General features: G+C 72.1%; 21 protein-coding genes. 15 read left to right on the top strand and 6 right to left on the bottom strand.

Annotated elements, in window-relative coordinates; translation table 11 throughout:
- Positions 1 to 14: 14 nt before the first annotated feature.
- Positions 15 to 1,172: a betaine/proline/choline family ABC transporter ATP-binding protein gene (locus tag AB0E78_RS07845; RefSeq protein WP_361829389.1), complete on the bottom strand. Its 1,158-nt coding sequence runs from the start codon at positions 1,170 to 1,172 to the stop codon at positions 15 to 17.
- A 132-nt stretch (positions 1,173 to 1,304) separates the two neighbouring features.
- Between AB0E78_RS07845 and AB0E78_RS07850 the strand changes: the two genes are divergently transcribed.
- The 4 genes from AB0E78_RS07850 (at position 1,305) to AB0E78_RS07865 (ending at position 4,984) form a co-directional block, all read left to right on the top strand.
- Positions 1,305 to 2,033: an ABC transporter permease gene (locus AB0E78_RS07850; protein WP_361829391.1), complete on the top strand. Its 729-nt coding sequence runs from the start codon at positions 1,305 to 1,307 to the stop codon at positions 2,031 to 2,033.
- On the top strand, positions 2,030 to 2,710 hold the full coding sequence (locus AB0E78_RS07855) for an ABC transporter permease (protein WP_361829393.1): 681 nt from the start codon (positions 2,030 to 2,032) through the stop codon (positions 2,708 to 2,710). Before AB0E78_RS07850 ends, AB0E78_RS07855 begins: the two co-directional genes overlap by 4 nt.
- Before the next feature lie 73 nt (positions 2,711 to 2,783).
- Positions 2,784 to 3,758, top strand: coding sequence for an ABC transporter substrate-binding protein (locus tag AB0E78_RS07860; protein WP_361829395.1), 975 nt, complete (start codon positions 2,784 to 2,786; stop codon positions 3,756 to 3,758).
- Positions 3,759 to 3,910: 152 nt separating this feature from the next.
- The gene (locus AB0E78_RS07865; protein ID WP_361829396.1) at positions 3,911 to 4,984 is read left to right on the top strand and encodes a hypothetical protein; all 1,074 of its coding nucleotides are present in this window, start codon (positions 3,911 to 3,913) and stop codon (positions 4,982 to 4,984) included.
- A 43-nt stretch (positions 4,985 to 5,027) separates the two neighbouring features.
- On the opposite strand, the gene AB0E78_RS07870 is transcribed toward AB0E78_RS07865, so the two are convergent.
- Both AB0E78_RS07870 and AB0E78_RS07875 read right to left on the bottom strand, forming a co-directional pair.
- Positions 5,028 to 6,371, bottom strand: coding sequence for a PH domain-containing protein (locus AB0E78_RS07870; RefSeq protein WP_361829398.1), 1,344 nt, complete (start codon positions 6,369 to 6,371; stop codon positions 5,028 to 5,030).
- Positions 6,368 to 6,895, bottom strand: a complete 528-nt coding sequence (locus AB0E78_RS07875) for a PH domain-containing protein (protein WP_361829399.1) — start codon at positions 6,893 to 6,895, stop codon at positions 6,368 to 6,370. The genes AB0E78_RS07870 and AB0E78_RS07875 overlap by 4 nt, the downstream gene beginning before the upstream one ends.
- A gap of 63 nt (positions 6,896 to 6,958) precedes the next feature.
- On the opposite strand from AB0E78_RS07875, the gene AB0E78_RS07880 reads away from it, so the two are divergent.
- Positions 6,959 to 8,110, top strand: coding sequence for an NADH-quinone oxidoreductase subunit D (locus AB0E78_RS07880; protein WP_361829401.1), 1,152 nt, complete (start codon positions 6,959 to 6,961; stop codon positions 8,108 to 8,110).
- On the opposite strand, the gene AB0E78_RS07885 is transcribed toward AB0E78_RS07880, so the two are convergent.
- A complete protein-coding gene (locus tag AB0E78_RS07885; RefSeq protein ID WP_361829549.1) occupies positions 8,075 to 9,064 on the bottom strand; it encodes an SAM-dependent methyltransferase in 990 nt (329 codons plus the stop codon). The genes AB0E78_RS07880 and AB0E78_RS07885 overlap by 36 nt on opposite strands.
- Positions 9,065 to 9,226: 162 nt before the next feature.
- Between AB0E78_RS07885 and AB0E78_RS07890 the strand changes: the two genes are divergently transcribed.
- Together AB0E78_RS07890 and AB0E78_RS07895 are read left to right on the top strand one after the other, a co-directional pair.
- Positions 9,227 to 10,429 (top strand): sensor histidine kinase, encoded by a 1,203-nt coding sequence (locus AB0E78_RS07890; RefSeq protein WP_361829403.1) that lies wholly within the window; start codon positions 9,227 to 9,229, stop codon positions 10,427 to 10,429.
- Positions 10,430 to 10,521: 92 nt separating this feature from the next.
- Positions 10,522 to 11,196, top strand: a complete 675-nt coding sequence (locus AB0E78_RS07895) for a response regulator transcription factor (protein ID WP_361829405.1) — start codon at positions 10,522 to 10,524, stop codon at positions 11,194 to 11,196.
- Between the two features lie 17 nt (positions 11,197 to 11,213).
- On the opposite strand, the gene AB0E78_RS07900 is transcribed toward AB0E78_RS07895, so the two are convergent.
- The gene (locus tag AB0E78_RS07900) at positions 11,214 to 12,326 is read right to left on the bottom strand and encodes a DUF5937 family protein (RefSeq protein WP_361829551.1); all 1,113 of its coding nucleotides are present in this window, start codon (positions 12,324 to 12,326) and stop codon (positions 11,214 to 11,216) included.
- A 243-nt stretch (positions 12,327 to 12,569) separates the two neighbouring features.
- Here AB0E78_RS07900 and AB0E78_RS07905 point away from each other — a divergent pair, with 243 nt between their 5' ends.
- Positions 12,570 to 12,797, top strand: coding sequence for a hypothetical protein (locus AB0E78_RS07905; protein ID WP_361829407.1), 228 nt, complete (start codon positions 12,570 to 12,572; stop codon positions 12,795 to 12,797).
- Here AB0E78_RS07905 and AB0E78_RS07910 read toward each other — a convergent pair.
- A complete protein-coding gene (locus tag AB0E78_RS07910; protein WP_361829409.1) occupies positions 12,754 to 13,974 on the bottom strand; it encodes a beta-eliminating lyase-related protein in 1,221 nt (406 codons plus the stop codon). The two genes, AB0E78_RS07905 and AB0E78_RS07910, sit on opposite strands and share 44 nt — an antisense overlap.
- A 147-nt stretch (positions 13,975 to 14,121) precedes the next feature.
- Here AB0E78_RS07910 and AB0E78_RS07915 point away from each other — a divergent pair, with 147 nt between their 5' ends.
- From AB0E78_RS07915 to AB0E78_RS07945, 7 genes are all read left to right on the top strand, one after another.
- The gene (locus tag AB0E78_RS07915) at positions 14,122 to 15,060 is read left to right on the top strand and encodes a DUF2520 domain-containing protein (protein ID WP_361829411.1); all 939 of its coding nucleotides are present in this window, start codon (positions 14,122 to 14,124) and stop codon (positions 15,058 to 15,060) included.
- Positions 15,057 to 16,058: a pantoate--beta-alanine ligase gene (panC, locus tag AB0E78_RS07920; protein ID WP_361829412.1), complete on the top strand. Its 1,002-nt coding sequence runs from the start codon at positions 15,057 to 15,059 to the stop codon at positions 16,056 to 16,058. The genes AB0E78_RS07915 and panC overlap by 4 nt, the downstream gene beginning before the upstream one ends.
- The gene (locus AB0E78_RS07925) at positions 16,055 to 17,767 is read left to right on the top strand and encodes an L-aspartate oxidase (protein ID WP_361829414.1); all 1,713 of its coding nucleotides are present in this window, start codon (positions 16,055 to 16,057) and stop codon (positions 17,765 to 17,767) included. The genes panC and AB0E78_RS07925 overlap by 4 nt, the downstream gene beginning before the upstream one ends.
- Before the next feature lie 2 nt (positions 17,768 to 17,769).
- Positions 17,770 to 18,753: a carboxylating nicotinate-nucleotide diphosphorylase gene (nadC, locus tag AB0E78_RS07930; protein WP_361829417.1), complete on the top strand. Its 984-nt coding sequence runs from the start codon at positions 17,770 to 17,772 to the stop codon at positions 18,751 to 18,753.
- Between the two features lie 7 nt (positions 18,754 to 18,760).
- Positions 18,761 to 19,567 (top strand): type III pantothenate kinase, encoded by an 807-nt coding sequence (locus AB0E78_RS07935; protein ID WP_361829418.1) that lies wholly within the window; start codon positions 18,761 to 18,763, stop codon positions 19,565 to 19,567.
- A 148-nt stretch (positions 19,568 to 19,715) separates the two neighbouring features.
- On the top strand, positions 19,716 to 21,383 hold the full coding sequence (locus AB0E78_RS07940; protein ID WP_361829420.1) for a hypothetical protein: 1,668 nt from the start codon (positions 19,716 to 19,718) through the stop codon (positions 21,381 to 21,383).
- A gap of 147 nt (positions 21,384 to 21,530) precedes the next feature.
- On the top strand, positions 21,531 to 22,142 hold the full coding sequence (locus AB0E78_RS07945) for a hypothetical protein (protein WP_361829553.1): 612 nt from the start codon (positions 21,531 to 21,533) through the stop codon (positions 22,140 to 22,142).
- Positions 22,143 to 22,155 lie beyond the last annotated feature (13 nt).

The following is a 22,155-nucleotide window of genomic DNA, read 5'->3' on the forward strand; positions in this document are numbered from 1 at the left end:
CGCCGACCGGTCCGTCAGCTCCCGCCGATGGCCGTGATGGTCTCCAACTCGACCTCCCCGCGCGCGATCGCGCGCGCGTCCGCGGCCGTCGACCTGCGCAGCGCCTCGTGCAGCCGGGCCGGGGTGAGGACGCCCAGGAAGCGGCCCTCGCTGTCCTTGTCGATGACCGCGATCCAGCCCGCGTCGTGCTGGAGCATCGTCGCGAACGCCTGCTTCAGGGTGGCGCCCACCGGGAGCCAGGCCTCCATGCGGCGGGCGTGGTCCCGGACCGCCCCCCGGCCGCCGTGGGCGTGCTCGGCGGAGATCCAGCCGTGCAGGTTGTTCTCGCCGTCCAGGACCACGGCCCAGCGGGCGTCGAGCTTCGTGGGCAGTGGGTCGTCCAGGTGCAGGACGGGTGGCTGCTCCAGGTCGCCCTCCTCGATGGGCGTTACGGAGAGGCGCTTGAGGCCGCGGTCCGCGCCGACGAAGTCCGCCACGTAGTCGTTGGCCGGGGCGCCCAGGATCGTCGACGGGGTGTCGAACTGCTCGATGCGCCCTTCTCCGTAGACGGCCATGCGGTCGCCCAGACGGACCGCCTCCTCGATGTCGTGCGTGACGAAGAGAACGGTCTTGCGGACGGCCTGCTGGAGGCGGAGGAACTCGTTCTGCAGGTGCTCGCGCACCACGGGGTCGACGGCGCCGAACGGCTCGTCCATCAGGAGCACGGGCGGGTCGGCCGCCAGGGCGCGGGCCACGCCCACCCGCTGGCGCTGCCCCCCGGAGAGCTGCTCGGGGTAGCGGTCCCCGAAGGTGGCGGGGTCGAGGCCGACCAGGTCGAGGAGTTCGGCGGCACGCTCGCGGGCCTTGCCGCGCTTCACGCCGAGCAGGTGCGGGACGGTCGCCGTGTTCTCCAGGACCGTCTTGTGCGGGAAGAGGCCGACCTGCTGGATGACATAGCCGATGCGGCGCCGGAGTCGGACCGGGTCGGTGGTGGATATGTCATCCCCGTCGACATATATCCGGCCCTCGGTCGGCTCGATGAGGCGGTTCACCATCTTCATCGTCGTCGTCTTGCCGCAGCCCGACGGACCGACGAGCGTGACCAGTTCGCCCTCGGCGACCTCGAAGGACAGGTCGTCGACGGCCGTGGTGCCGTCCTCGTACCGCTTGGTGACGTGCTCGAACCGGATCATGATTCCCCATTGTTGCGGGCGTTGTGTAAAGCCCATGTTGCGCCAGTACGACGAGTCTCGGCGATTGTCGGTGCTCCGCGTTAGGGTCGCCAGACGGCCTCAGGAAACGGGACTCGGGGGGAGTGGGGCGGGATGAGCGAGCAGAACTGTCTGGTGACGAACGACTGGATCTGCGGGGAGTACGTCCGCTCCCGCAGCCAGGAGCTGATCGACGCCACCGTGCAGCACATCGGCATCACCGCGGCCTCGGTCGCCATCGGTGTCGCCGTCTCGCTGCCGCTCGCGCTGCTCGCGCGGCGCTGGCGCTTCCTCGCGGGCCCGATCCTCGGCGTGACGACCGTGCTGTACACGGTGCCCTCGCTCGCGATGTTCTCGCTCCTGCTGCCCTTCTTCGGGCTGTCGGCCTCGCTGGTCGTCACGGGCCTCGTGCTGTACTCCCTGACGATCCTCGTGCGGAACATCCTGGCGGGGCTCCAGGCCGTGCCGGAGGAGGCCCGGGACGCGGCCAGGGGCATGGGGTACGGGCCGGTGCGGCTGCTGTGGGAGGTCGAACTGCCGCTCGCGCTGCCCGCGCTGCTCGCCGGTGTCCGCATCACCACGGTCTCGACGGTGGCGCTCACGACCGTAGGGGCGATCGTGGACTACGGAGGCCTCGGATCGCTGATCCTCGACGGCCTCGACACGACCTTCAAGGCACAGGTGCTCACCGCGTCCGCGCTCTGCGTGCTCCTCGCCGTCGTCGCTGACCTGCTCCTCCTCGCCCTCCAGCGGTGGCTGACGCCGTGGACCCGCGTCCGTCGCATACGTACGAAGCGTTCCGCCCCCGCGGAGCGCACGGCCAAGGTGGCTGAACCTGCATGAACGCGATAACCGGCGCGTACGACTGGCTGACCACGGGTGCCAACTGGCAGGGCGAGAAGGGGGTGTGGCACCGCCTCGCCGAGCACCTGTACTTCAGCGGTGTGTGCCTCGCCGTCGCGTGCCTGATCGCGCTGCCGATCGCCCTGTACCTCGGCCACATCGGCAAGGGCGGCGCCCTCGCGGTGAACATCTCGAACATCGGGCGGGCGGTGCCGACGCTCGCGGTGCTCGTGCTGCTCACGCTCACCCCGCTCGGCGAGCGCGGGGACCTGCCGACGCTGATCGCGCTCGTCCTCTTCGCGGTGCCGCCGCTGCTGACCAACGCGTACATCGGGATGCGCGAGGTCGACCGGGCGGTGGTGGAGGCCGCCCGGGGGATGGGCATGAGCGGCCGCCAGCTCTTCGCCCGGGTCGAACTTCCCCTGGCGTACCCCCTGGTCATGACCGGTGTGCGGTCCGCCGGCGTGCAGGTCGTCGCCACGGCGACGCTGGCCGCGATGGCGGGTGAGGGGGGCCTCGGCCGGATCATCACCGCCGGATTCAACCTGCAGAACACGCCCCAAGTGGTGGCGGGCGCACTCCTCGTGGCGCTGCTCGCGCTCTTCGTGGAGGTGGTGCTCGTCGTGGTGGGGAAGGTCTTCAATCCCATGCGAGGGCGCTCGGGCGTCGCGCAGTGATCTTCAAGTGGCAGTCTGTGGCAGTTTCCAGTGTTTCCAAGTTTCCAAGGGCTTTCGAAATGGTGGTTCACCGATGAACAGCACAACGCGTCGCGCGCGACGGATGGCAGGGGCGGCCGTGGCCGTCGTGGCGCTGACCGCGGGGCTCACCGCGTGCGGCGGGGACAGCCTGGAGAAGGACGGCAAGGGTGGCTCGGACAAAGCGGGCGACAAGGGCAAGATAGTCGTCGGCTCGGCCCGTTTCACCGAGCAGAAGGTGCTCGCCGAGCTCTATGTGGGCGTGCTCGAGGACGCCGGATACGACGCCGAGGTCAAGACCGTCCAGAACCGCGAGGTCTACGAACCCGAGCTGAAGAAGGGCACGATCGATGTCGCTCCCGAATACGCGGCGACGCTCGCCGAGTTCCTGAACCTCGGCAAGAACGGCCCGAAGGCGAAGCCGGTCGCCTCGAATGATGTGGACGACACGGTGACCGCGCTGAAGAAGCTCGCCGAACCCCGCGGTCTGAAGGTGCTTCCCGTCGGCGAGGCCGTCGACCAGAACGCGTTCGCGGTGAGCAAGGAATACGCGAAGGAGCACAAGCTCAAGACGCTTTCGGACCTCGGTAAGTCCGGCGAGAAGGTCAAGATCGCCGCGAGTGACGAATGCGAGTCGCGGCCGTTCTGCGCCCCGGGACTGAAGAAGACGTACGGCATCGATGTCGCGGGAATCGACCCCAAGGGCGTCGGCACCACGCAGTCCAAGCAGGCCGTGAAGAACGGCACGGACCAGGTGGTGCTGACCACGACCACCGACGCGACGCTCGACGGCCTCGGTCTGGTGGCCCTTGAGGACGACAAGAAGCTGCAGAACGCGGACAACATCCTTCCGGTTGTGAACGCGAAGGAAGCGGGCGACAAGGAGATAGCCGAAGCGCTCGGGAAGCTGACCAAGACCCTGACGACGGAAGACCTCGCGGAACTCGACCGGAAGGTCGATGTGGAGCGGCAGAAGGAAGCCGATGTCGCCAGGGAGTATCTGGAGTCGAAGGGATTGATCAAGAAGTAGCGCGTCCGGAGGGCGCATCCTCGAAGTGACTCGGCCGAAAGTGGAGTTGAGTGACCGAAGAGGAGCGACAAGGGTGGGGAGTTAGCGCTGTGACGCTGTCATTTTGGCGGGCGGGGCACCATAGTTCGCCTACGCGCGGTAAGTTTCTGGCCATGCCACGTGGACGTCACCGCCATTCCCCACCCTTGCACAGGCTGCTGCCGCCCTCGACGGTCGCAGGGATCTCCGTTGTCTGCGCCGGCGGCGCCTGGCTGTTCGCGGAACCCGTCGTGCTCCGCGGCCTGGTCGCCGCCGCGGCCGCTGCCGCCGTCGTGGGCTCGGTCGTCATGCGCCGCTGGGACCTGGCGGCGGGCAGACGCGTCGCCGAGCTGGGCCGGGCCCGCAAGAGCGACGAATGGCGCTACGAGGAACGCATAGCCGAGTGCGAGTCCGATCTCGACGAGTCCCGCGAGCTGCGAGGCCGCCTGGAGACGAAGCTCCGTTCCAAGCGGGCCGAGCTCGCCGCCCTGCGCAACGAACACGCGGCCCTGCTGCGTCGGTACGCGACCGCGGAGACCGAGCGGGCCAGCGCCCTTGAGGGGCGGCGGCTGCTCGCCATAGAGGCGTCCACCCCGGCGCGCGCACTGCCGCCGGCCCCCGTTCCCGCCGCGGCTCCGGCGCCCGCCCCGGTGCCGGCGCCGGCCGAGGCCGCGGCTCCCGTCGTGTGGCCGGGGGCGAGCACGCCTCCGTCGCTGTACGACCGTGCGAACGCCGCGCTCGACCGGCTCGCGCCGAGGCCTTCCGCCGTACGGAAGCCTGCCGCCGCACCGAAGCCCTCCGTCACGGAGAAGCCTGCCGCCGCACCGAAGCCTTCCGACGGCGCCACGGACGGGGACGAAGCGCGGGGGAAGTCCGGGGCGGCCGAGGGGTACGGCGGGCATGAGCGCGCGGTCGCCGTCGCGCCGCCCGCGCAGAGGCGACGCCAGACCGCTCAGGGCGGCTTCGACTTCTTCGGCACGAAGAGCGAGGCGACCGCCGGGGCGCTGGAATCCGTACAGAACGTGGACCTCGCGGACGTGGTGGGCGAGGAGGCACTCGCCGTGCACAAGGCGGAGTCCGAGGCCGAGTTCAAGAACGCGCCGGAAGGCTCTGCCGAGCAGGGCGTGGGCCAGGTCATCGACCTGACGGCGCACGACGAGACCGAGCAGATCGACGTGGCCGGGCTGCGGACGGCGCTGCGGGCGTAGTGCCGCCCCCGTAGGGGGCACGGGTCACGCCATCCAGCGGTCGTCACGCCATCCAGCGGTCCGGCCGTGCCGTCCTGCGCCCCGTACGGGACCTCTCCGCCTGCGCGGACAGCAGCGCGACCGCCTCATCGGCGGGACGCAGCCGCGCCGTCACCGTCTTGTTGGCCCCCGTGTCGACGTGCACGTCCGCCACGCCCTTGAACCGCTCCCAGGGCCCCTGCGTGAGCCGCACGCTCTGCACCTTCGCGTGCGGCACCAGGGACAGGCGGCGGCGCAGAAGACCGTGCCGCGCCGCGAACACCGTGTCCGTCACCGTCAGGCCGTACCCCTTCCACCACACCGGAAGGCACCACGCGGCCCGCGCGGGAGGGCGGATCAGCTCGGTTGCGGCGGGCACCCGCACGCCCGGCAGGATCCGCGCGATCACGGACTCCGCGACCTCGCGCGGCGCGACCGGGAGCAGCACGCCGTTCGACGAGCCCGCGACGTCCAGTTCCACCCGCACCCAGCCCTGCCGCCGCCACAGCCACGGCTCCACGACGCGCACCGTCTGCACCCGCCCCGGCGGCACCGTCTCGTGCGCCTTGTCGAGCAGCCCGTGGTCGATGCGCAGACCGTCGGGGGACTCGCCGACCTTCCAGTCGTACTCCCCGATGAACCGGCCCACACTGCTGGCGAACGCGCCGCCCAGCATGGGCAGTCCGGTCGCCAGAACTGTCCACAGGTTGTGGGTGGCGAACCACAGGAGGGGCGGCACGACGAGCGTGGCGACGAGCATGCCCCACGTCGTGCCGGTCAGCAGCAGGGAGATCGCGAGCATCCGCGGCTGGACGTGCACCAGGCCGTTGACCGGCGCCTCGCCGACCTCACGTGCCGTCTCGGGCGCGAAACCGGCCGCACGCGCGAGGAGCTCGGCCCGCAGTACGGAGGCCTCCTCCTCGCCCAGATAGGCCAGTTCGTCCTTCTTCTCCGTCCCGACGACGTCCAGCTTGAGCTTGGCGACGCCCGCGATACGGGCCGCGAGCGGCTGCGTCACGTCCACGGCCTGGAGCCGGTCGAGCCGGATGTGGGCGGTGCGCCGGAAGATCAGGCCGGTGCGGATGCGCAGTTCGGTGTCGGTGACGGCGAAGTGCGTGAACCACCAGCTCATGAAGCCGTAGACGGCGCCGCCCAGGAGGACGACGGCGATCCCCGCGAGCAGCTGGGTCACGGGGAGCTCGGAGACCCGCTGCTGCGTGCCGTTCGGGTCGTGCACCGCGAAGCCCACGATGACCGCGACCGGCGCCCAGGCCCTGCGCAGGGGCGTGACGGGGTGCAGGCGCCTCTCTCGCAGGTCCTCGGTGCCCGGGGCGCGTTCTTCCCCCGCCACCTCCTGCACGCCGCTCACAGCCCCGCCGAGCGGGCCTCGCCCAGCTCGGTGAGCCGGTCGCGCAGCCGCTCGGCCTCCTCGGGGATGAGGCCGGGGATCCGCGCGTCCGTGGCGGCGGCCGCCGTGTGCAGCTGCACGCTGGCCAGGCCGAAGTGCCGCTCCACGGGCCCCGATGTCACCTCGACGAGCTGCATCCGGCCGTACGGGACGATGGTCTCCTCGCGCCAGAGCACGCCCCGGCTGATCAGGAGGTCGTCGGCCCGCTCCGCGTACCGCCAGGAGCGCCAGTTGCGCCCCAGCATCGGCCAGCCCCACACCACGAGGGCGAGCGGAACGGCCGCGAAGGCCGCCCACACCGGCCCGGCGAAGATCCACAGGAGCACTCCGACGGCCACCGCGAGCGGCACGAGCCACACCACGAGGAGGAGCCGCCGCATCCGCAGCAGGTCCCGTGGCAGCCCGGTCCACACCGGCTCCGTGACGGACTCTCCCGGCTGTGCGGGCCGTGCCGGTCCCGCCGGTCGTGGCGTCGACGTTTCCATGCCGCAAGCGTACGTAGCCGAGGTGACGGTCGCGTATGAGCGCGCGTACGAGAGAATGCGCGCATGAGCCCCACGACGGAGACCACGCTCGGCATCGGCGGCGCCGCGGAGAGCACCGACATGGTGCTCAACATCGGCCCGCAGCACCCGTCCACGCACGGCGTGCTGCGGCTGCGCCTCGTCCTCGACGGCGAGCGGATCCAGCAGGCGGAACCGGTCATCGGCTATATGCACCGCGGGGCGGAGAAGCTCTTCGAGGCGCGTGACTACCGGCAGATCGTGGTGCTCGCCAACCGGCACGACTGGCTGTCCGCGTTCTCGAACGAACTCGGGGTCGTCCTTGCCGTGGAGCGGATGCTCGGCATGGAGGTGCCCGAGCGCGCCGTCTGGATGCGCACGCTCCTCGCCGAGCTGAACCGCGTCCTCAACCACCTGATGTTCCTCGGTTCGTATCCGCTCGAACTGGGCGGCATCACCCCGGTGTTCCACGCGTTCCGGGAGCGCGAGGAGCTCCAGAACGTGATGGAGGAGATCTCCGGCGGCCGCATGCACTACATGTTCAACCGCGTGGGCGGCCTCAAGGAGGACCTGCCCGCCGGATGGGCCACGCGCGCGCGTGCGGCGGTCGCCTCGGTCCGCTCCCGCATGGACGTCTACGACAAGCTGGTGCTCGGCAACGAGATCTTCCGGGGCCGTACGCGCGGCGTCGGCGTGCTCTCCCCGGAGGCGGTGCACTCCTACGGAGTGAGCGGTCCCATCGCCCGCGCCTCCGGAGTCGACTTCGACCTGCGCCGCGACGAGCCGTACCTCGCGTACGGAGAACTCCAGGACACCCTGAAGGTCGTCACGCGCCAGGAGGGCGACTGCCTGGCCCGCTTCGAGGTGCTCCTCGAACAGACCCACAACGCCCTCGACCTCGCCGACGCCTGCCTGGAGCGGCTCGCCGAGCTGCCGCAGGGGCCGATCAACCAGCGCCTCCCGAAGGTGCTCAAGGCCCCCGAGGGCCACACGTACGCGTGGACCGAGAACCCCCTGGGCATCAACGGCTACTACCTGGTCTCCAAGGGCGAGAAGACCCCGTACCGCCTGAAGCTCCGCTCGGCGTCGTACAACAACATCCAGGCGCTCGCCGAGCTGCTGCCGGGACAGCTCGTCGCCGACATGGTGGCGATCCTCGGGTCACTGTTCTTCGTGGTCGGCGACATCGACAAGTAGCGGGCCGACCGGGCCCAGGGGGTCCGCGATCCCCACCGGCTGGGTCAGCCATCCGAAGTCACCCAGCCCGCCTTCAGCAATCAGCTCGGCCGCCTCTCCCGCGCGCGTGAGGGCCTGTACGTACGCCACCGGGTCACTGGAGGCCAGGGACAGCGGCGGGCGGCCCCCGCTCACGCCCAGGGCCCGCAGGGCCGCGCGCTGGGTCAGCAGGGAGGCTCCGGGCCGCGCGCACGCGTCGAGTGCCACGTGGGCCGTGATGTCGCAGGTGCCGTCCGGCACGGGCGCCGTCTCGCGGCCCGCGCGAAAGCCGGTCAGCGTTCCGAAGGGCGGCCGTCCCGCGCGATCGTGCGCGTAGTCGACCGCGACCGCCAAGCCGCGCGTCAGTGTCGCCGCGGCCCTCGTCCACGCCTCGTCCCTGGGGCGGCCGATCTCCGCGCGCAGGCCGGGCTCGGCGGCGAGCGGCCACCAGCGCGCGAGCCAGGAGGCGTCCGCGCCCTCGACCGGGCCGCCCAGGGATTCGGTGCCGTCCTCGCCCACGAGCACGTGCCGCACCAGACCCTCGGGGTCCACCTCGACGACGTCCAGGGGGACGTTGTCCAGCCACTCGTTGGCGAAGAGCAGGCCGGTGACGCCGACGGGCGGCCGGTCGTGCCACTCGATGCGCGGGTCGAGTCCCGCCGGGCGCCCGGCCCGCTCGACGGCACAGGCACGCGCGCGTGGCGCCACGTCGGCGGGCAGCGCGGCGAGAACGCCCGCGCTCAACTCGCCGCGTCCCGCACCGAGATCGACGAAAACCAACTCGTCCGGGTGGTCGAGTGCCTCGTCCACCCGGCACAGCAGCCGCGCCACCGCGCCCGCGAAAAGGGGCGAGGCGTGTACAGACGTCCGGAAGTGTCCCGCGGGTCCTTCGGGGCGCAGATAGAAGCCGTCAGGCCCGTATAGGGCGTCCTCCATGGCCTCCTGCCAGCCACGCCGCGCGTCTCGCCGCTCACCTCGGACCTCGTTCGTCACGCGAGAAGGCTAAACGGGCCTCCACCTTGGGGAGTACGTGCGAGGGGTACGGATCGGCCCTCCGGTTGACCCCGGAGGGGCTTCCCGCTGCCTACGCTGGGTTACGTGCAACGCGTCTATGACTTCTTCCGCAGACACCCGACCGGGGTCGATGGCTTCTGGGCCGTCGCCCTGCTCGCGGTCTCCGGCATCGGTCTGGTCTCCAATGCCGAGGGGACGGGCGATGACCCGGCGGTCCTGGCCGCCGTCGTCGTCGCCGGCATGTCCGTGGTGGTGGCGCTTCGCCGCAAGTACACCGAGAAGATGCTGGTGCTCACCGTCATTCTCGGTGTCGTCCAGCTGATCTTCGACATCCAGACGATGCCTGCCGACTTCGCGATGTTGGTGATCATCTATACGGCGTCCGCCGACGGTGCGAAGTGGGCCTCGCGGTTCGCCCTGATCGGCGGCCTGTGCGCGGCTCCGCTTTCGTCGATGCGCTGGCCGGTGGAGTCCATAAGCGCCTTCGGCAACGTCCTCTACTCGGTCTTCCAGATGGTGCCCTTCGCCCTCGCCTGGGTGCTCGGCGACTCCATCCGCACCCGCCGCGCCTACTTCGCGCAGCTGGAGGAGCGTGCCGACCGCCTGGAGAAGGAGCGGGCGGCGCAGTCCAAGGTCGCGGTGGCGGCCGAGCGGGCCCGCATCGCCCGCGAGCTGCACGACGTCGTCGCGCACAACGTCTCGGTGATGGTCGTCCAGGCCGACGGCGCCGCCTACGTCCTCGACGCGGCCCCCGAGCAGGCCAAACAGGCCCTGGAGACCATCTCCGGCACCGGGCGACAGGCGCTCGCCGAGATGCGCAGGCTGCTCGGCGTGCTGCGCACCGGCGAGCACCAGGAGGGCGGCGAGTACGTCCCGCAGCCCGACGTCGAGCAGCTCGACGAGCTCATCGAGCAGGTGCGCACGGCCGGCCTCCCCGTCGACTTCAAGGTCGAGGGAACGCCGCGTCCGCTGCCCAGCGGCGTCGAGCTCACGGCGTACCGCATCGTGCAGGAGGCGCTCACCAACACCCGCAAGCACGGCGGCGAGAACACCGGCGCGAGCGTGCGCCTCGTCTACTTCGACGACGGCCTGGGGCTGCTCGTCGAGGACGACGGCAAGGGCGCGCCGCACGAGCTGTACGAGGACGGCGGCGCCGACGGCAGCGGGCACGGCCTGATCGGCATGCGGGAGCGCGTCGGCATGGTCGGCGGCACCCTGGACGCGGGGCCGCGGCCGGGCGGTGGATTCCGCATCAGTGCGCTTCTCCCGCTCAAGCCCGCACATTGACACCTGTCACCGAAACGTCCACGCCCTACGCTCATGACCACATCCGTTTCGCTCGTACATCGCTGACGAGCACATCCACGAAGGGGCCTTTGATGTCGATCCGCGTCATGCTCGTCGACGACCAGGCGCTGCTGCGCACAGGGTTCCGGATGGTGCTCGCCGCACAGCCGGACATGGACGTCGTCGCCGAGGCGGGCGACGGGGTCGAGGCGCTCCAGGTGCTGCGGACGACCGAGGTCGACGTGGTGCTCATGGACGTACGCATGCCGAAACTCGACGGTGTGGAGACGACCCGGCGCATCTGCCAGGACGAGAACCCGCCGAAGGTCCTCATCCTGACGACCTTCGACCTCGACGAGTACGCCTTCTCGGGGCTGAAGGCGGGCGCATCCGGCTTCATGCTGAAGGACGTGCCCCCGGGGGAGCTGCTCGCCGCGATCCGCTCCGTGCACAGCGGTGACGCGGTGGTCGCGCCGTCCACGACGCGGCGCCTTCTCGACCGCTTCGCGCCGATGCTGCCGAACGCGGGCGGGCAGCCGCAGTTCAAGGAGCTGGAGCGGCTCACGGACCGCGAGCGCGAGGTCATGATCCTGGTCGCCCAGGGCCTCTCGAACGGGGAGATCGCGGCGCGGCTCGTCCTGTCGGAGGCCACGGTGAAGACCCACGTGGGCCGCATCCTGACCAAGCTCGGTCTGCGGGACCGGGTGCAGGTGGTCGTTCTCGCGTACGAGACGGGTCTCGTGCGGGCGGGTGGCGGGGCGGCCTAGGGCCCCCGGCCGGGGCGTCAGCGCAGGATGCCCTCCAGGAAGTCGCTGCCCAGGCGGGCCACCACGGTGACGTCCAGTTGGTGCAGCACGTACCGGCCGCGCCGTGTCGTGGTCACCAGGCCCGCCTTCTTGAGAAGTGTGAGGTGCCGGGAGACCTCCGGCGCCGTCAGGCCCATCGCGTGGGCCAGCTCTCCGGTGCTGAAGGGCGCGCGGGCCATGTTGCGGCACAGCCGCAGGCGCACGGGGTGCGCGAGGGCCGTGAGCCGCCGCTCCAGCGTCTCCACCGAGGTGGGCTTGGCCAGGTCCGGGGCGGACACGGGGTAGTGGATCACCGGGCGCCAGCCCGGGGCGTGCAGGATCATCAGGTGCGGCCAGGCGAAGTGCGACGGCACGAATGTGAGCCCCGCGCCCAGGGTGTGGTCCAAGGCGGTCGTGGTGCCCGGCACGAGCTTGTCGGCGGTGATGCGGCTGCGGTCCTCGTCCACCGAGAGCGCGGCCGACACCGAGGTCAGTACTTCGGCGAGGCCCTTGTGGCGCAGGATCTCGGTCTTGTGCCGTGCGTCGGCGGCCAGTTGGACGCGCACCCGCCGCCAGGTGTCCGCGAAGAACGCCTCGTCGCAGTCCTCAAGGAGGCGCCGCAGCCAGGCCCGGACACCCTGTGGGTCGGTCAGGAGCCGGTTGGCGAAGTCCAGTTGGCGGCTGCCGCGCGTGGCGGCGAGCTCCAGGGCGCGAGCGCCCCGGACCGGGTCGACGAGCGGTGAGGGGCCGCCTTCGTCGTAGGTCGTGCCGCAGGTGAACTCCAGGGCAGCCATGACGAAGCGCTCGTCGTCCAGGCGGTCGAGCAGGTCCAGCTCCTCGGAGAGCGTGGCGCCCGGCCTGCCGTCGCCGTCGACGAGCCCGGCGAACGGCATGAAGACGTCCGAGAACGTGTTCCGCCACAGGAAGTCGGCCTCGCACAGCCGGTCGGCGAGGTCCGGCTTGAGGCACGCGGTGGTCGCGGTGGCCCAGCCGTGCAGGCCCGGATGGTGCCCGGGCTCGGCCAGCGCGTGCAGGGCGACGCCCAGCTCCGCCAAAGGCGAAGGGTGGAAGAAGATCCGCTCCTGCGGCAGGCCCGCTATCTCGATGTGCACGCTCATGGATCCATCGTGCACCGCGCCACCGACATCCCAACCGCCGATTGACTGCCGCCGTCAATCGGCGCGACGCCGGGGTGGCACCGGGAGCAGTCTGTGATGACCGGGCCGCACGGCAGTGCCGCCGCCGGACCCGGAATCCGAACTCCCTGTGCCGACCGCGCCACCTGTGCCGACCTTGTTTCCCGTCGACCCAAGGGCGCCCGATAAGTAACAATTGTCATGAGAGGCGAACCCGTCATGAGCATCACCCAGCAGTACCTGCTCGACAGCTACCGCGCCGTCCAGCACGACGAACGCACCCCGCCCGCCCCCGGCAGGCAGGACTGGCAGGTCATCCGTGAGGTGCGCGACTACGGCCGCTTCCGTGCCGTCGTCGAGGAACGCCCCGCCCACGGATGGATCCGGGCCGCGGTGGCCCGGCTCATCCGGGGATCCGGCGCACGAACTCCGCGACTGCGTCACTGACGTCGCCGGCCGTCCACTCCAGGCCCGCCTCGGTCACGGTGACCTCCGTGACCGAGAGGCCGGGCGGCCCGTCGGGGGACCAGCGGCCGAAGAGCTGGGTCTTGGTCTCCTCGGCCTGGCCGAGCGCCGCCTCGGTCAGGACCTCGCAGTCGTACGGCAGCCAGACCTGGAACTGGTGGGTGTGCGGCCGCTCCGGGTGCACGCGTGACCAGGGCACCCCGGCGGCGGCGAACCCTTCGCGCAGTGCGTCGGCGACCACGCGCGCGTGGGCCACGTACTCCGGCAGCCGCGGCAGCGTGTTCTTCAGGCCGAGCAGGGCGGCGACGGCGGCAGGGTACTGCTGGAAGACCTGGCCTCCGTAGCGGTGCCGCCAGGTCCTCGCCTCGTCGACCAGGGTGCGCGGGCCCGCGAGCACCGCGCCGCTCAGGCCGTCGAGGGACTTGTAGAACGACACGTACACGGTGTCCGCGAGCCCGGCGATCTCCGCGAGGGAGCGGCCGAAGTGCGGTGTGCACTCCCACAGGCGCGCACCGTCGAAGTGCACGACGGCGTCGCGTTCCCGGGCGGCCTCCACGACCTCTTCGAGCTCCTCCCAGGACGGCAGCACGAAACCGGCGTCCCGGAGCGGCAGTTCGAGCATCAGCGTCCCGAAGGGCTCCTCGAAGTCCCGCACCTCGTCGGCCGTGGGCAGCCGCGGCTCCCTCGTCGGATGCACCGTGCGCAGCCCGCTCACCGCGGCGAGGGCGCCCCCTTCGTGGATCTCGGGGTGGGCCTTCGGGTGCAGGGCGACGGTCGCGTTGCCCGTGCGGCCCGCCCAGCAGCGCAGGGCGACCTGCTGGGCCATCGTGCCGGTCGGGAAGAAGGCGGCCGTCTCCTTGCCGAGCAGCCGCGCGACCTCGTCCTCCAGGCGGGCGACGACCCCGTTGCCGTAGAGGTCGATGGGCTCGTCCGGGTCCACGACCTCGGAGGCCGCGTCCGCGAGAGCGGCGAGCCGCGTGGCGAGCGGGAGGTGCGCGGACCAGCGGTGCAGGGTGCGGGTGGCGCCTAGGGCGGCGGCCCGGCGGCGAGCGGCGGACTGGTCCTGCCCTGGGTCCTGGGCCTGCTCCGGTTCCTGCACCTGCTGCGGCCCCGCTTCCGGCTCCGGCCCCGGCCCCTGTGCTCCGTCATGTGAAGTCATCCCCCGAGCATGGCGTGCGATCGGCCACCGGTCATATGAATACCCACAGGCTGTGGACAGCGGAGGACGCGGCGCGGACCAATCGCGTTAGCATGACGAGAAATCGTCCGGTACCCCGAGCGGACTGGAACGGGAAGGCGTCATCGCGTGAACGCACCTCATCAGCCAGACCCGCGGGACCGCCCCGCGAGGCTCACGGTGGGCGTCGTGGGAGCGGGCCGTGTCGGCCCCGCGCTCGCCGCGGCACTCCAGCTCGCCGGGCACCGCCCGGTCGCCGCGTCGGGCGTCTCCGACGCCTCCGTACGACGCGCGGCGGCCCTGCTGCCCGACGTCCCCCTCGTCCCCCCCGCCCAGGTCCTGGAGCGCGCCGACCTGGTCCTCCTCACCGTTCCCGACGACGCCCTGCCCGGCCTTGTCGAGGGCCTCGCCGAGACCGGGGCGATCCGTCCCGGCCAGCTGCTGGTGCACACGTCCGGGCGGTACGGCGTCAAGGTGCTCGAACCCGCGCTGCGCGCCGGAGCCCTGCCGCTCGCCCTGCACCCCGCCATGACGTTCACCGGCACTCCCGTCGACGTGCAGCGCCTCGCGGGCTGCTCCTTCGGCGTGACCGCTCCCGACGAGCTGCGCCTCGCCGCCGAGGCCCTGGTCATCGAGATGGGCGGCGAGCCCGAGTGGATCGCCGAGGACTCCAGGCCGCTGTACCACGCGGCGCTCGCGCTCGGCGCGAACCACCTGGTCACGCTGGTCGCCGAGTCCATGGACCTGCTCCGGGACGCGGGCGTGGCCGCCCCCGACCGGATGCTCGGCCCGCTGCTCGGCGCCGCCCTGGACAACGCACTGCGGTCCGGCGACGCAGCCCTCACCGGACCCGTCGCGCGCGGGGACGCGGGCACGGTCGCCGCGCACGTCGCCGAGCTGCGCAAGCACGCCCCGCAGACCGTCGCCGGATATCTCGCGATGGCCCGCGCGACCGCCGACCGCGCGCTCGCCCACGGACTGCTCAAGCCCGAGTTCGCCGAGGACCTCCTGGGCGTCCTGGCCAACGGCGGGAGCACGGCGGGCGAAGCCGAGGGAGGCACCCGGTGACCCGCCTCGTGCACACCGCCGAACTCCTGCGCACGCGCGCACGTGCCGGGCGCCGCGTCGTCGTCATGACGATGGGCGCCCTGCACGAGGGGCACGCCACCCTGATCCGCACCGCACGCCGCATCGCGGGCGACGAGGGCGAAGTCGTGGTCACGGTCTTCGTGAACCCCCTCCAGTTCGGCGCGGGGGAGGACCTCGACCGCTACCCCCGCACCCTGGACGCCGACGTCAAGATCGCCGAACAGGAAGGCGCGGACCTCGTGTTCGCCCCTTCCGTCGACGAGGTCTACCCGGGCGGCGAACCGCAGGTGCGGATCAGCGCGGGCCCCATGGGCGCACTCCTCGAAGGGGCCACCCGCCCCGGGCACTTCGACGGCATGCTCACGGTCGTCGCCAAGCTGCTGCACCTCACCCGGCCCGACGTCGCGCTGTACGGCCAGAAGGACGCCCAGCAGCTCGCCCTCATCCGACGCATGGTGCGTGACCTGAACTTCGGCGTCGAGATAGTCGGCGTACCCACCGTGCGCGAGGACGACGGTCTGGCGCTCTCCAGCCGCAACCGCTATCTCTCCCCGGCCGAGCGGCGCACCGCGCTCGCGCTCTCCCAGGCACTCTTCGCGGGCCGCGACCGGCACGCCGCGCAGGAGGCCCTCCACGCGCGGGCGGCGCTCGCCCCCGTCACGCACGCGCGTGCCGACGCCCTGAACGCCCTGGGGGAGTCCCGCGCCGCGGCCGACACCCACGCGGTCGCCCAGTCCGTCACCCCGTCCGTGCCCGGCGGCCCCGCGGCCGTCCGTGCCGCCGCCCGCCAGATCCTCGACCAGGCGGCCCGCGCCGAACCCCCGCTCGAACTGGACTACTTGGCGCTGGTCGACCCGGCCGACTTCACGGACGTACGGCCCGGCCACACCGGCGAAGCGGTCCTCGCCGTGGCGGCCAAGGTCGGCGCGACCCGGCTGATCGACAACATCCCGCTCACGTTCGGAGCCACCACATGAGTGCCACCGGAATACGGCTGCACGCCCCCGCCCCCGGCTGGTCCCTGGCGGCCGACGTCGTCGTCGTCGGCTCCGGAGTGGCCGGTCTCACCGCGGCCCTGCGCTGCTCGGCGGCGGGCCTGAGGACCGTCGTGGTCACCAAGGCCAGCCTGGACGACGGCTCCACGCGCTGGGCCCAGGGCGGCGTCGCCGCGGCACTCGGCGAGGGCGACACCCCCGAGCAGCATCTGGACGACACCCTCGTGGCGGGCGCCGGCCTGTGCGACGAGGAGGCCGTGCGCATCCTGGTCACCGAGGGCCCCGACGCCGTGCGCCGCCTCATCGAGACCGGCGCCCACTTCGACACGGGCCCCGAGGGCGCCATCGAGCTGACCCGCGAGGGCGGCCACCACCGCCGCCGCATCGCGCACGCGGGCGGCGACGCGACCGGCGCGGAGATCTCCCGCGCCCTGGTCGAAGCAGTGCGCGCGCAGGGCATACCGACCGTCGAGAACGCCCTCGTGCTCGACCTCCTCACGGATGCCGACGGCCGCACCGCGGGCGTCTCCCTGCACGTCATGGGAGAGGGCCAGCACGACGGCGTGGGCGCGGTCCACGCTCCCGCGGTCGTCCTCGCCACCGGCGGCATGGGCCAGGTCTTCTCGGCGACCACGAACCCGTCCGTCTCGACGGGCGACGGCGTCGCGCTCGCCCTGCGCGCGGGCGCCGAGGTCAGCGACCTGGAGTTCGTGCAGTTCCACCCCACCGTGCTCTTCCTGGGCGCCGACGCGGAGGGCCAGCAGCCGCTGGTTTCCGAGGCCGTGCGCGGCGAGGGCGCCCACCTCGTGGACGCGGACGGCGTGCGCTTCATGGTCGGGCAGCACGAGCTCGCGGAGCTCGCACCCCGGGACATCGTCGCCAAGGGCATCACGCGGCGCATGCAGGAACGGGGCGCCGAGCACATGTACCTGGACGCCCGGCACTTCGGCGCCGAGATGTGGGAGAACCGCTTCCCGACGATCCTCGCCGCCTGCCGCTCCCACGGCATCGACCCGGTGACCGAGCCCATCCCCGTCGCCCCGGCCGCGCACTACGCCTCGGGCGGCGTCCGCACGGACCCGCGGGGCCACACCACGGTCCCGGGCCTGTACGCCTGCGGCGAGGTCGCCTGCACCGGCGTGCACGGAGCGAACCGCCTGGCCTCCAACTCCCTTCTGGAGGGCCTGGTCTACGCCGAGCGCATCGCCGCGGACATCGCCTCCCGGCACGCGGAGAACGCCCTCCACGCGCGCGTGCCCGCACCGGTTGCCCACCCCGACACCCCGGCGCACCCCCTGCTGCCCCCCGAGGCCCGCTTCGCCATCCAGCGCGTGATGACCGACGGCGCCGGAGTGCTCAGGTCCGCCGACTCCCTCTCCGAGGCCGCGGCCCGGCTCGCCCGCATCCACGCCGAGGCCGCGGGCGCGCTCGCCGAGGACGGCAAGACGGCGGAGCCCGGCGTCGACACCTGGGAGACCACCAACCTCCTGTGCGTCGCCCGCGTCCTGGTGGCCGCCGCGCAGCGCCGCGAGGAGACCCGCGGCTGCCACTGGCGCGAGGACCGCCCCGACCGCGACGACGAGGCCTGGCGGCGCCACATCGTCGTACGTCTCAACGCGGACCGGACGCTGGCCGTGCAGACGACCGAGACCGCAGAGTTCCCTCCGACGACCAGCCTTCAGGAGAAGTGACCGTGAGCAGCACCCCCGACGACCTCCCTCTCGCCCCCACCGGCGGCTGCGGCGATGCCTGCGGCTGCGGCGGAGACGACGCGTACGACCCCCTGGAGTGCGGCCTGGACCCCGCTCTCGCGCAGCTCCTGACCGAGGCGGGGCTCGACCCCGTACAGGTCGAGGACCTCGCGCACCTGGCGATCGAGGAGGACCTGGACGGCGGCGTGGACGTCACGTCGGTCGCCACGATCCCCGAAGGGGCCGTCGCCACCGGCGACTTCACCGCGCGCGAGGCCGGCACCGTCGCGGGCCTGCGTATCGCCGAAGCCGTCATCTCCATCGTCTGCACGGACACCTTCGAGGTGGAGCGGCACGTCGAGGACGGCGAGCGCGTGGAGGCCGGCACCAAGCTCCTGAGCGTCACCACCCGCACCCGCGACCTGCTCACCGCCGAGCGCAGCGCGCTGAACCTCCTGTGCCGCCTCTCCGGCGTGGCGACGGCCACGCGCGCGTGGGCCGACGCCCTCGAGGGGACGAAGGCCAAGGTCCGCGACACCCGCAAGACGACGGCCGGGCTGCGCGCCCTGGAGAAGTACGCGGTGCGCATGGGCGGCGGCGTGAACCACCGCATGTCGCTCTCCGACGCGGCGCTGGTGAAGGACAACCACGTGGTGGCCGCCGGAGGCGTGGAGCAGGCCTTCAAGGCCGTGCGCGAGGCCTTCCCCGACCTGGCCGTCGAGGTCGAGGTCGACACGCTCCACCAGCTGCGCGAGGTCGTGGACGCGGGCGCCGACCTGATCCTCCTGGACAACTTCACGCCGGGCGAGACCGAGGAGGCCGTGGCCCTCGTGGACGGCCGCGCGATGCTTGAGTCCTCCGGCCGCCTCACCCTGGAGAACGCCAAGGCGTACGCCGAGACGGGCGTGGACTTCCTTGCGGTGGGCGCTCTCACCCACTCCTCGCCGGTCCTGGACATCGGCCTCGACCTGCGCGCGGCGGAGTGACGACGACATGCTGCTGACCATCGACGTCGGAAACACCCACACCGTCCTCGGCCTCTTCGACGGCGAAGACATCGTCGAGCACTGGCGCATCTCCACCGAAGCCCGCCGCACGGCGGACGAACTCGCCGTGCTCCTCAACGGGTTGATGGGCATGCACCCGCTCCTCGGTGACGAGCTGGGTGACGGCATCGACGGCATCGCCATCTGCTCGACGGTCCCCTCCGTCCTGCACGAACTGCGCGAGGTCACCCGTCGCTACTACGGAGACGTGCCCGCCGTCCTCGTGGAGCCCGGCATCAAGACCGGCGTGCCGATCCTCATGGACAACCCCAAGGAGGTCGGCGCCGACCGCATCATCAACGCGGTCGCGGCGGTCGAGCTCTACGGAGGCCCCGCCATCGTCGTCGACTTCGGTACGGCGACGACGTTCGACGCGGTCTCCGCGCGCGGGGAGTACACCGGAGGCGTCATCGCCCCGGGCATCGAGATCTCCGTCGAGGCCCTCGGCGTGCGGGGCGCCCAGCTCCGCAAGATCGAGCTGGCACGGCCGCGCAGCGTCATCGGCAAGAACACCGTGGAGGCCATGCAGTCGGGCATCCTGTACGGCTTCGCGGGCCAGGTCGACGGCGTCGTGCAGCGCATGGCGCGCGAGCTCGCGGGTCCGGGCGGCGACCCCGACGACGTGACGGTCATCGCGACCGGCGGCCTCGCGCCCATGGTGCTCGGCGAGGCCACGGTCATCGACGAGCACGAGCCGTGGCTGACCCTCATCGGCCTCCGCCTCGTCTACGAACGGAACGTCTCCCGGAGTTGAGGACCCCACGCCCGCCCCACTCCCCGACGAACTCCCGACGGCTCATAACTGACGGCTCACAAGCGGGGCTTGCGCACACAACCCTGCGCCCCATACAAGAGTCTGCGCAGGGACGGGTCGGGTACGGGGTTCGGACGGGCTGGGGCGAATGAGGCGTAAGGGACGACTGTGGGCTGCTGCGGCGGCGGCCACGGCACTGGCGATACCGGCGGCGGGCCCAACAGCCCCCGCCCAGGCCGCCACACGAGCCGCCCCACAAGCAGCCACGCAGACCGCACCACAGACCGCCCCACAGGCCGTCACGCAGGCTCCGGCTGCCCCCAGGACGCCCCGGACGCCCCAGCCCTCCCCGAGCCCCACAGGTCCTCCTGACGACCCCGCAGAGGTCTGGTCCCGCATCCAGGTCGCCGCCCACATATCCCTGCCCCGCACTGAATCAGCCGTCTCCCCGGACCCTCGCGTCGAGTTCATCGACGGCGCGAAGTCCCTCCCCAAGCCCCGAAACCTCACGTTCGTCATCGACGCGAGCGGCCTGCGGGGCATCGCCACCGTCAAGGTCACGAACAAGCGGTGCACGGCCGAAGGCGCCGTCATCACCTGCGGTTTCGACAAGTACCTGCGCACCCCCGACAAGGCCTTCTCCGTCACCGCCGTCGGCGACGCCGCCGCGAAGGGGAAGTCCGGGACCATCCGCTACACCCTGACCGGCGACCGCGTCACCGAGAGCACGGACACGACCCGCGTCACGGTCGGGACCCCTGGGATGGAGGTCGCCCAACTCCCGCACAAGGAGGGCCTGAAGCCCGGCCAGGACATCGGGCTCCCGGTCGTGCTGCGCAACACCGGCGATCTGCGGACCGAACAGATCGCCCTCAAGGTGGCGGGCGACGCGGGCCTGAAGCTCGCCGGGCGGCACAGCAACTGCCACTACCGAGTGGGCTCCTACGGGGACTACGACTCCGAGGCCACCTGCTACTTCAAGCGGGCGGTACGACCCGGCGAGACCGTGGCCCTGGCCTCGCCGCTGCCCGGGTCGCTCACCAGTGACGCCTTCCACACCTGGGCGACGTACTCCGCGGAGGCCGTACCGGCGGAGGAGGACACCAGCGTCGCGGGCGACGCGGGCAGCGGCCCGGAGCTCGGCCTCGTCCCCGCGCGGGGCCGGGGCACGGACTTCGCGCCCGAGCACGTGGTGCGGTACGCGGCCCGGAACACCGCGGACGTCCGCGCGCAGGGCGACACCCTGCAGCCCGGCGCGAAGGGCGCGACCCGCGAACTCTCCTTCGGTCTGCTCAACGCGGGCCCTGCCCTGGTGGCCCGCCCCCTGCGCGAACCGGCCCTCTACGTAGACGTGACGCTCCCCAAGGGCGTCGTGGCGACCTCCGTACAGCTCGACGAAGAGCCGGACGAGAAGGCGGGCGGCGACTGCTTCACGTACGAGAACGGCGAGCGCAAGCCGTTCCGGGCGGGGCACCGGCGCTATCTGTGCCCCGATGCCGGGTGGCAGGACTCCGGGGACAGCCAGTCCTTCCACTTCGAGGTCCGCTACGAGAAGGACGTCGAGGACGTCAGGGGAACGGTCCGGGTGCGCTCCGGAGACGCCGACCGCCCCGGAGACGGCGGCTTCGAGATCAACGACCCGGTTCCGTCGAACGACAAGGCGGAGATCGTCGTCGGCAAGGCAACCGCCGACGCGCAGACCCGCCCCATGGCGGAAGCGGGCGCGGGCGTCCTGCCCTGGATCGCGGCGGGCGCCGCCGCGCTGCTCGGCGTCGGAGCGGTCGTCTTCGCGACGGTCCGCCGCCGCTCGGAGTGACCCGGGGCGCCACCGCGGCCCGCCCCGAAAGAAGCCACCCGCAAAAGACGCCGCCACAAGCCACGCCACATATTGGCGTTAAGCGGATTTTGTCCACTTCGCACGTATCGTCAGGCCATGCCCACGCCATACGGATCTCGCGGCGGCATGGCCTTCGGTGCGGAGGAGCTGCGTGTGCTCCGCCGCGCTCTGGCCCTCGCCCTGCATCCCAGCCCCGTCTCCGACGCGGACGTCCAGGACTGCCTACGCCTAGCCGACGCCGTCGACGAAGCGGTCAGCGAGGGCGCCAGGCTCCGCGCCTTCCTGCTGGCCGACCTCTCCCGCTACCGAGCGGCCCTGCCCGGCACCGCGACCGGCTACCTCGCGCTCCTGGAGGACGTCCTCGGTGCCGGCTACCAGCCGGGCGCCGACGACCTCGCCGCGCTGCGCGCCCTGCGCGGCAACCCGGCGGCCGCCGCCCTCCTGGACCGCTGCCGGACCGTCGCCGAACAGGCCGTACGCGCCCGCCTCTCGGGCCGGTCCCATACGACCGTCCCGGCGCCCCGCCCCCTCGTCCCCGCCTCCCGCACGCGCCTGCTGGCCCTCCCCGGCGGCCGGAGCGAGGCGGACGACCGGACGGCGCCCAAGCCCAAGACGCCGAACTCCCCGCCGGGGAAACCGGCCCAGCCCGAGCCGCCACGCCCCGTGCCGACCCCGGCCGAGGTCTTCCCTCCCAAGCGCCGCCCGACGGACCCGCCGCACCAGCTCGCCGCGGGCTAGCTACTCTGGGGGC

Source organism: Streptomyces sp. NPDC032198 (assembly GCF_040636975.1).
Classification (GTDB): Bacteria; Actinomycetota; Actinomycetes; order Streptomycetales; family Streptomycetaceae; genus Streptomyces.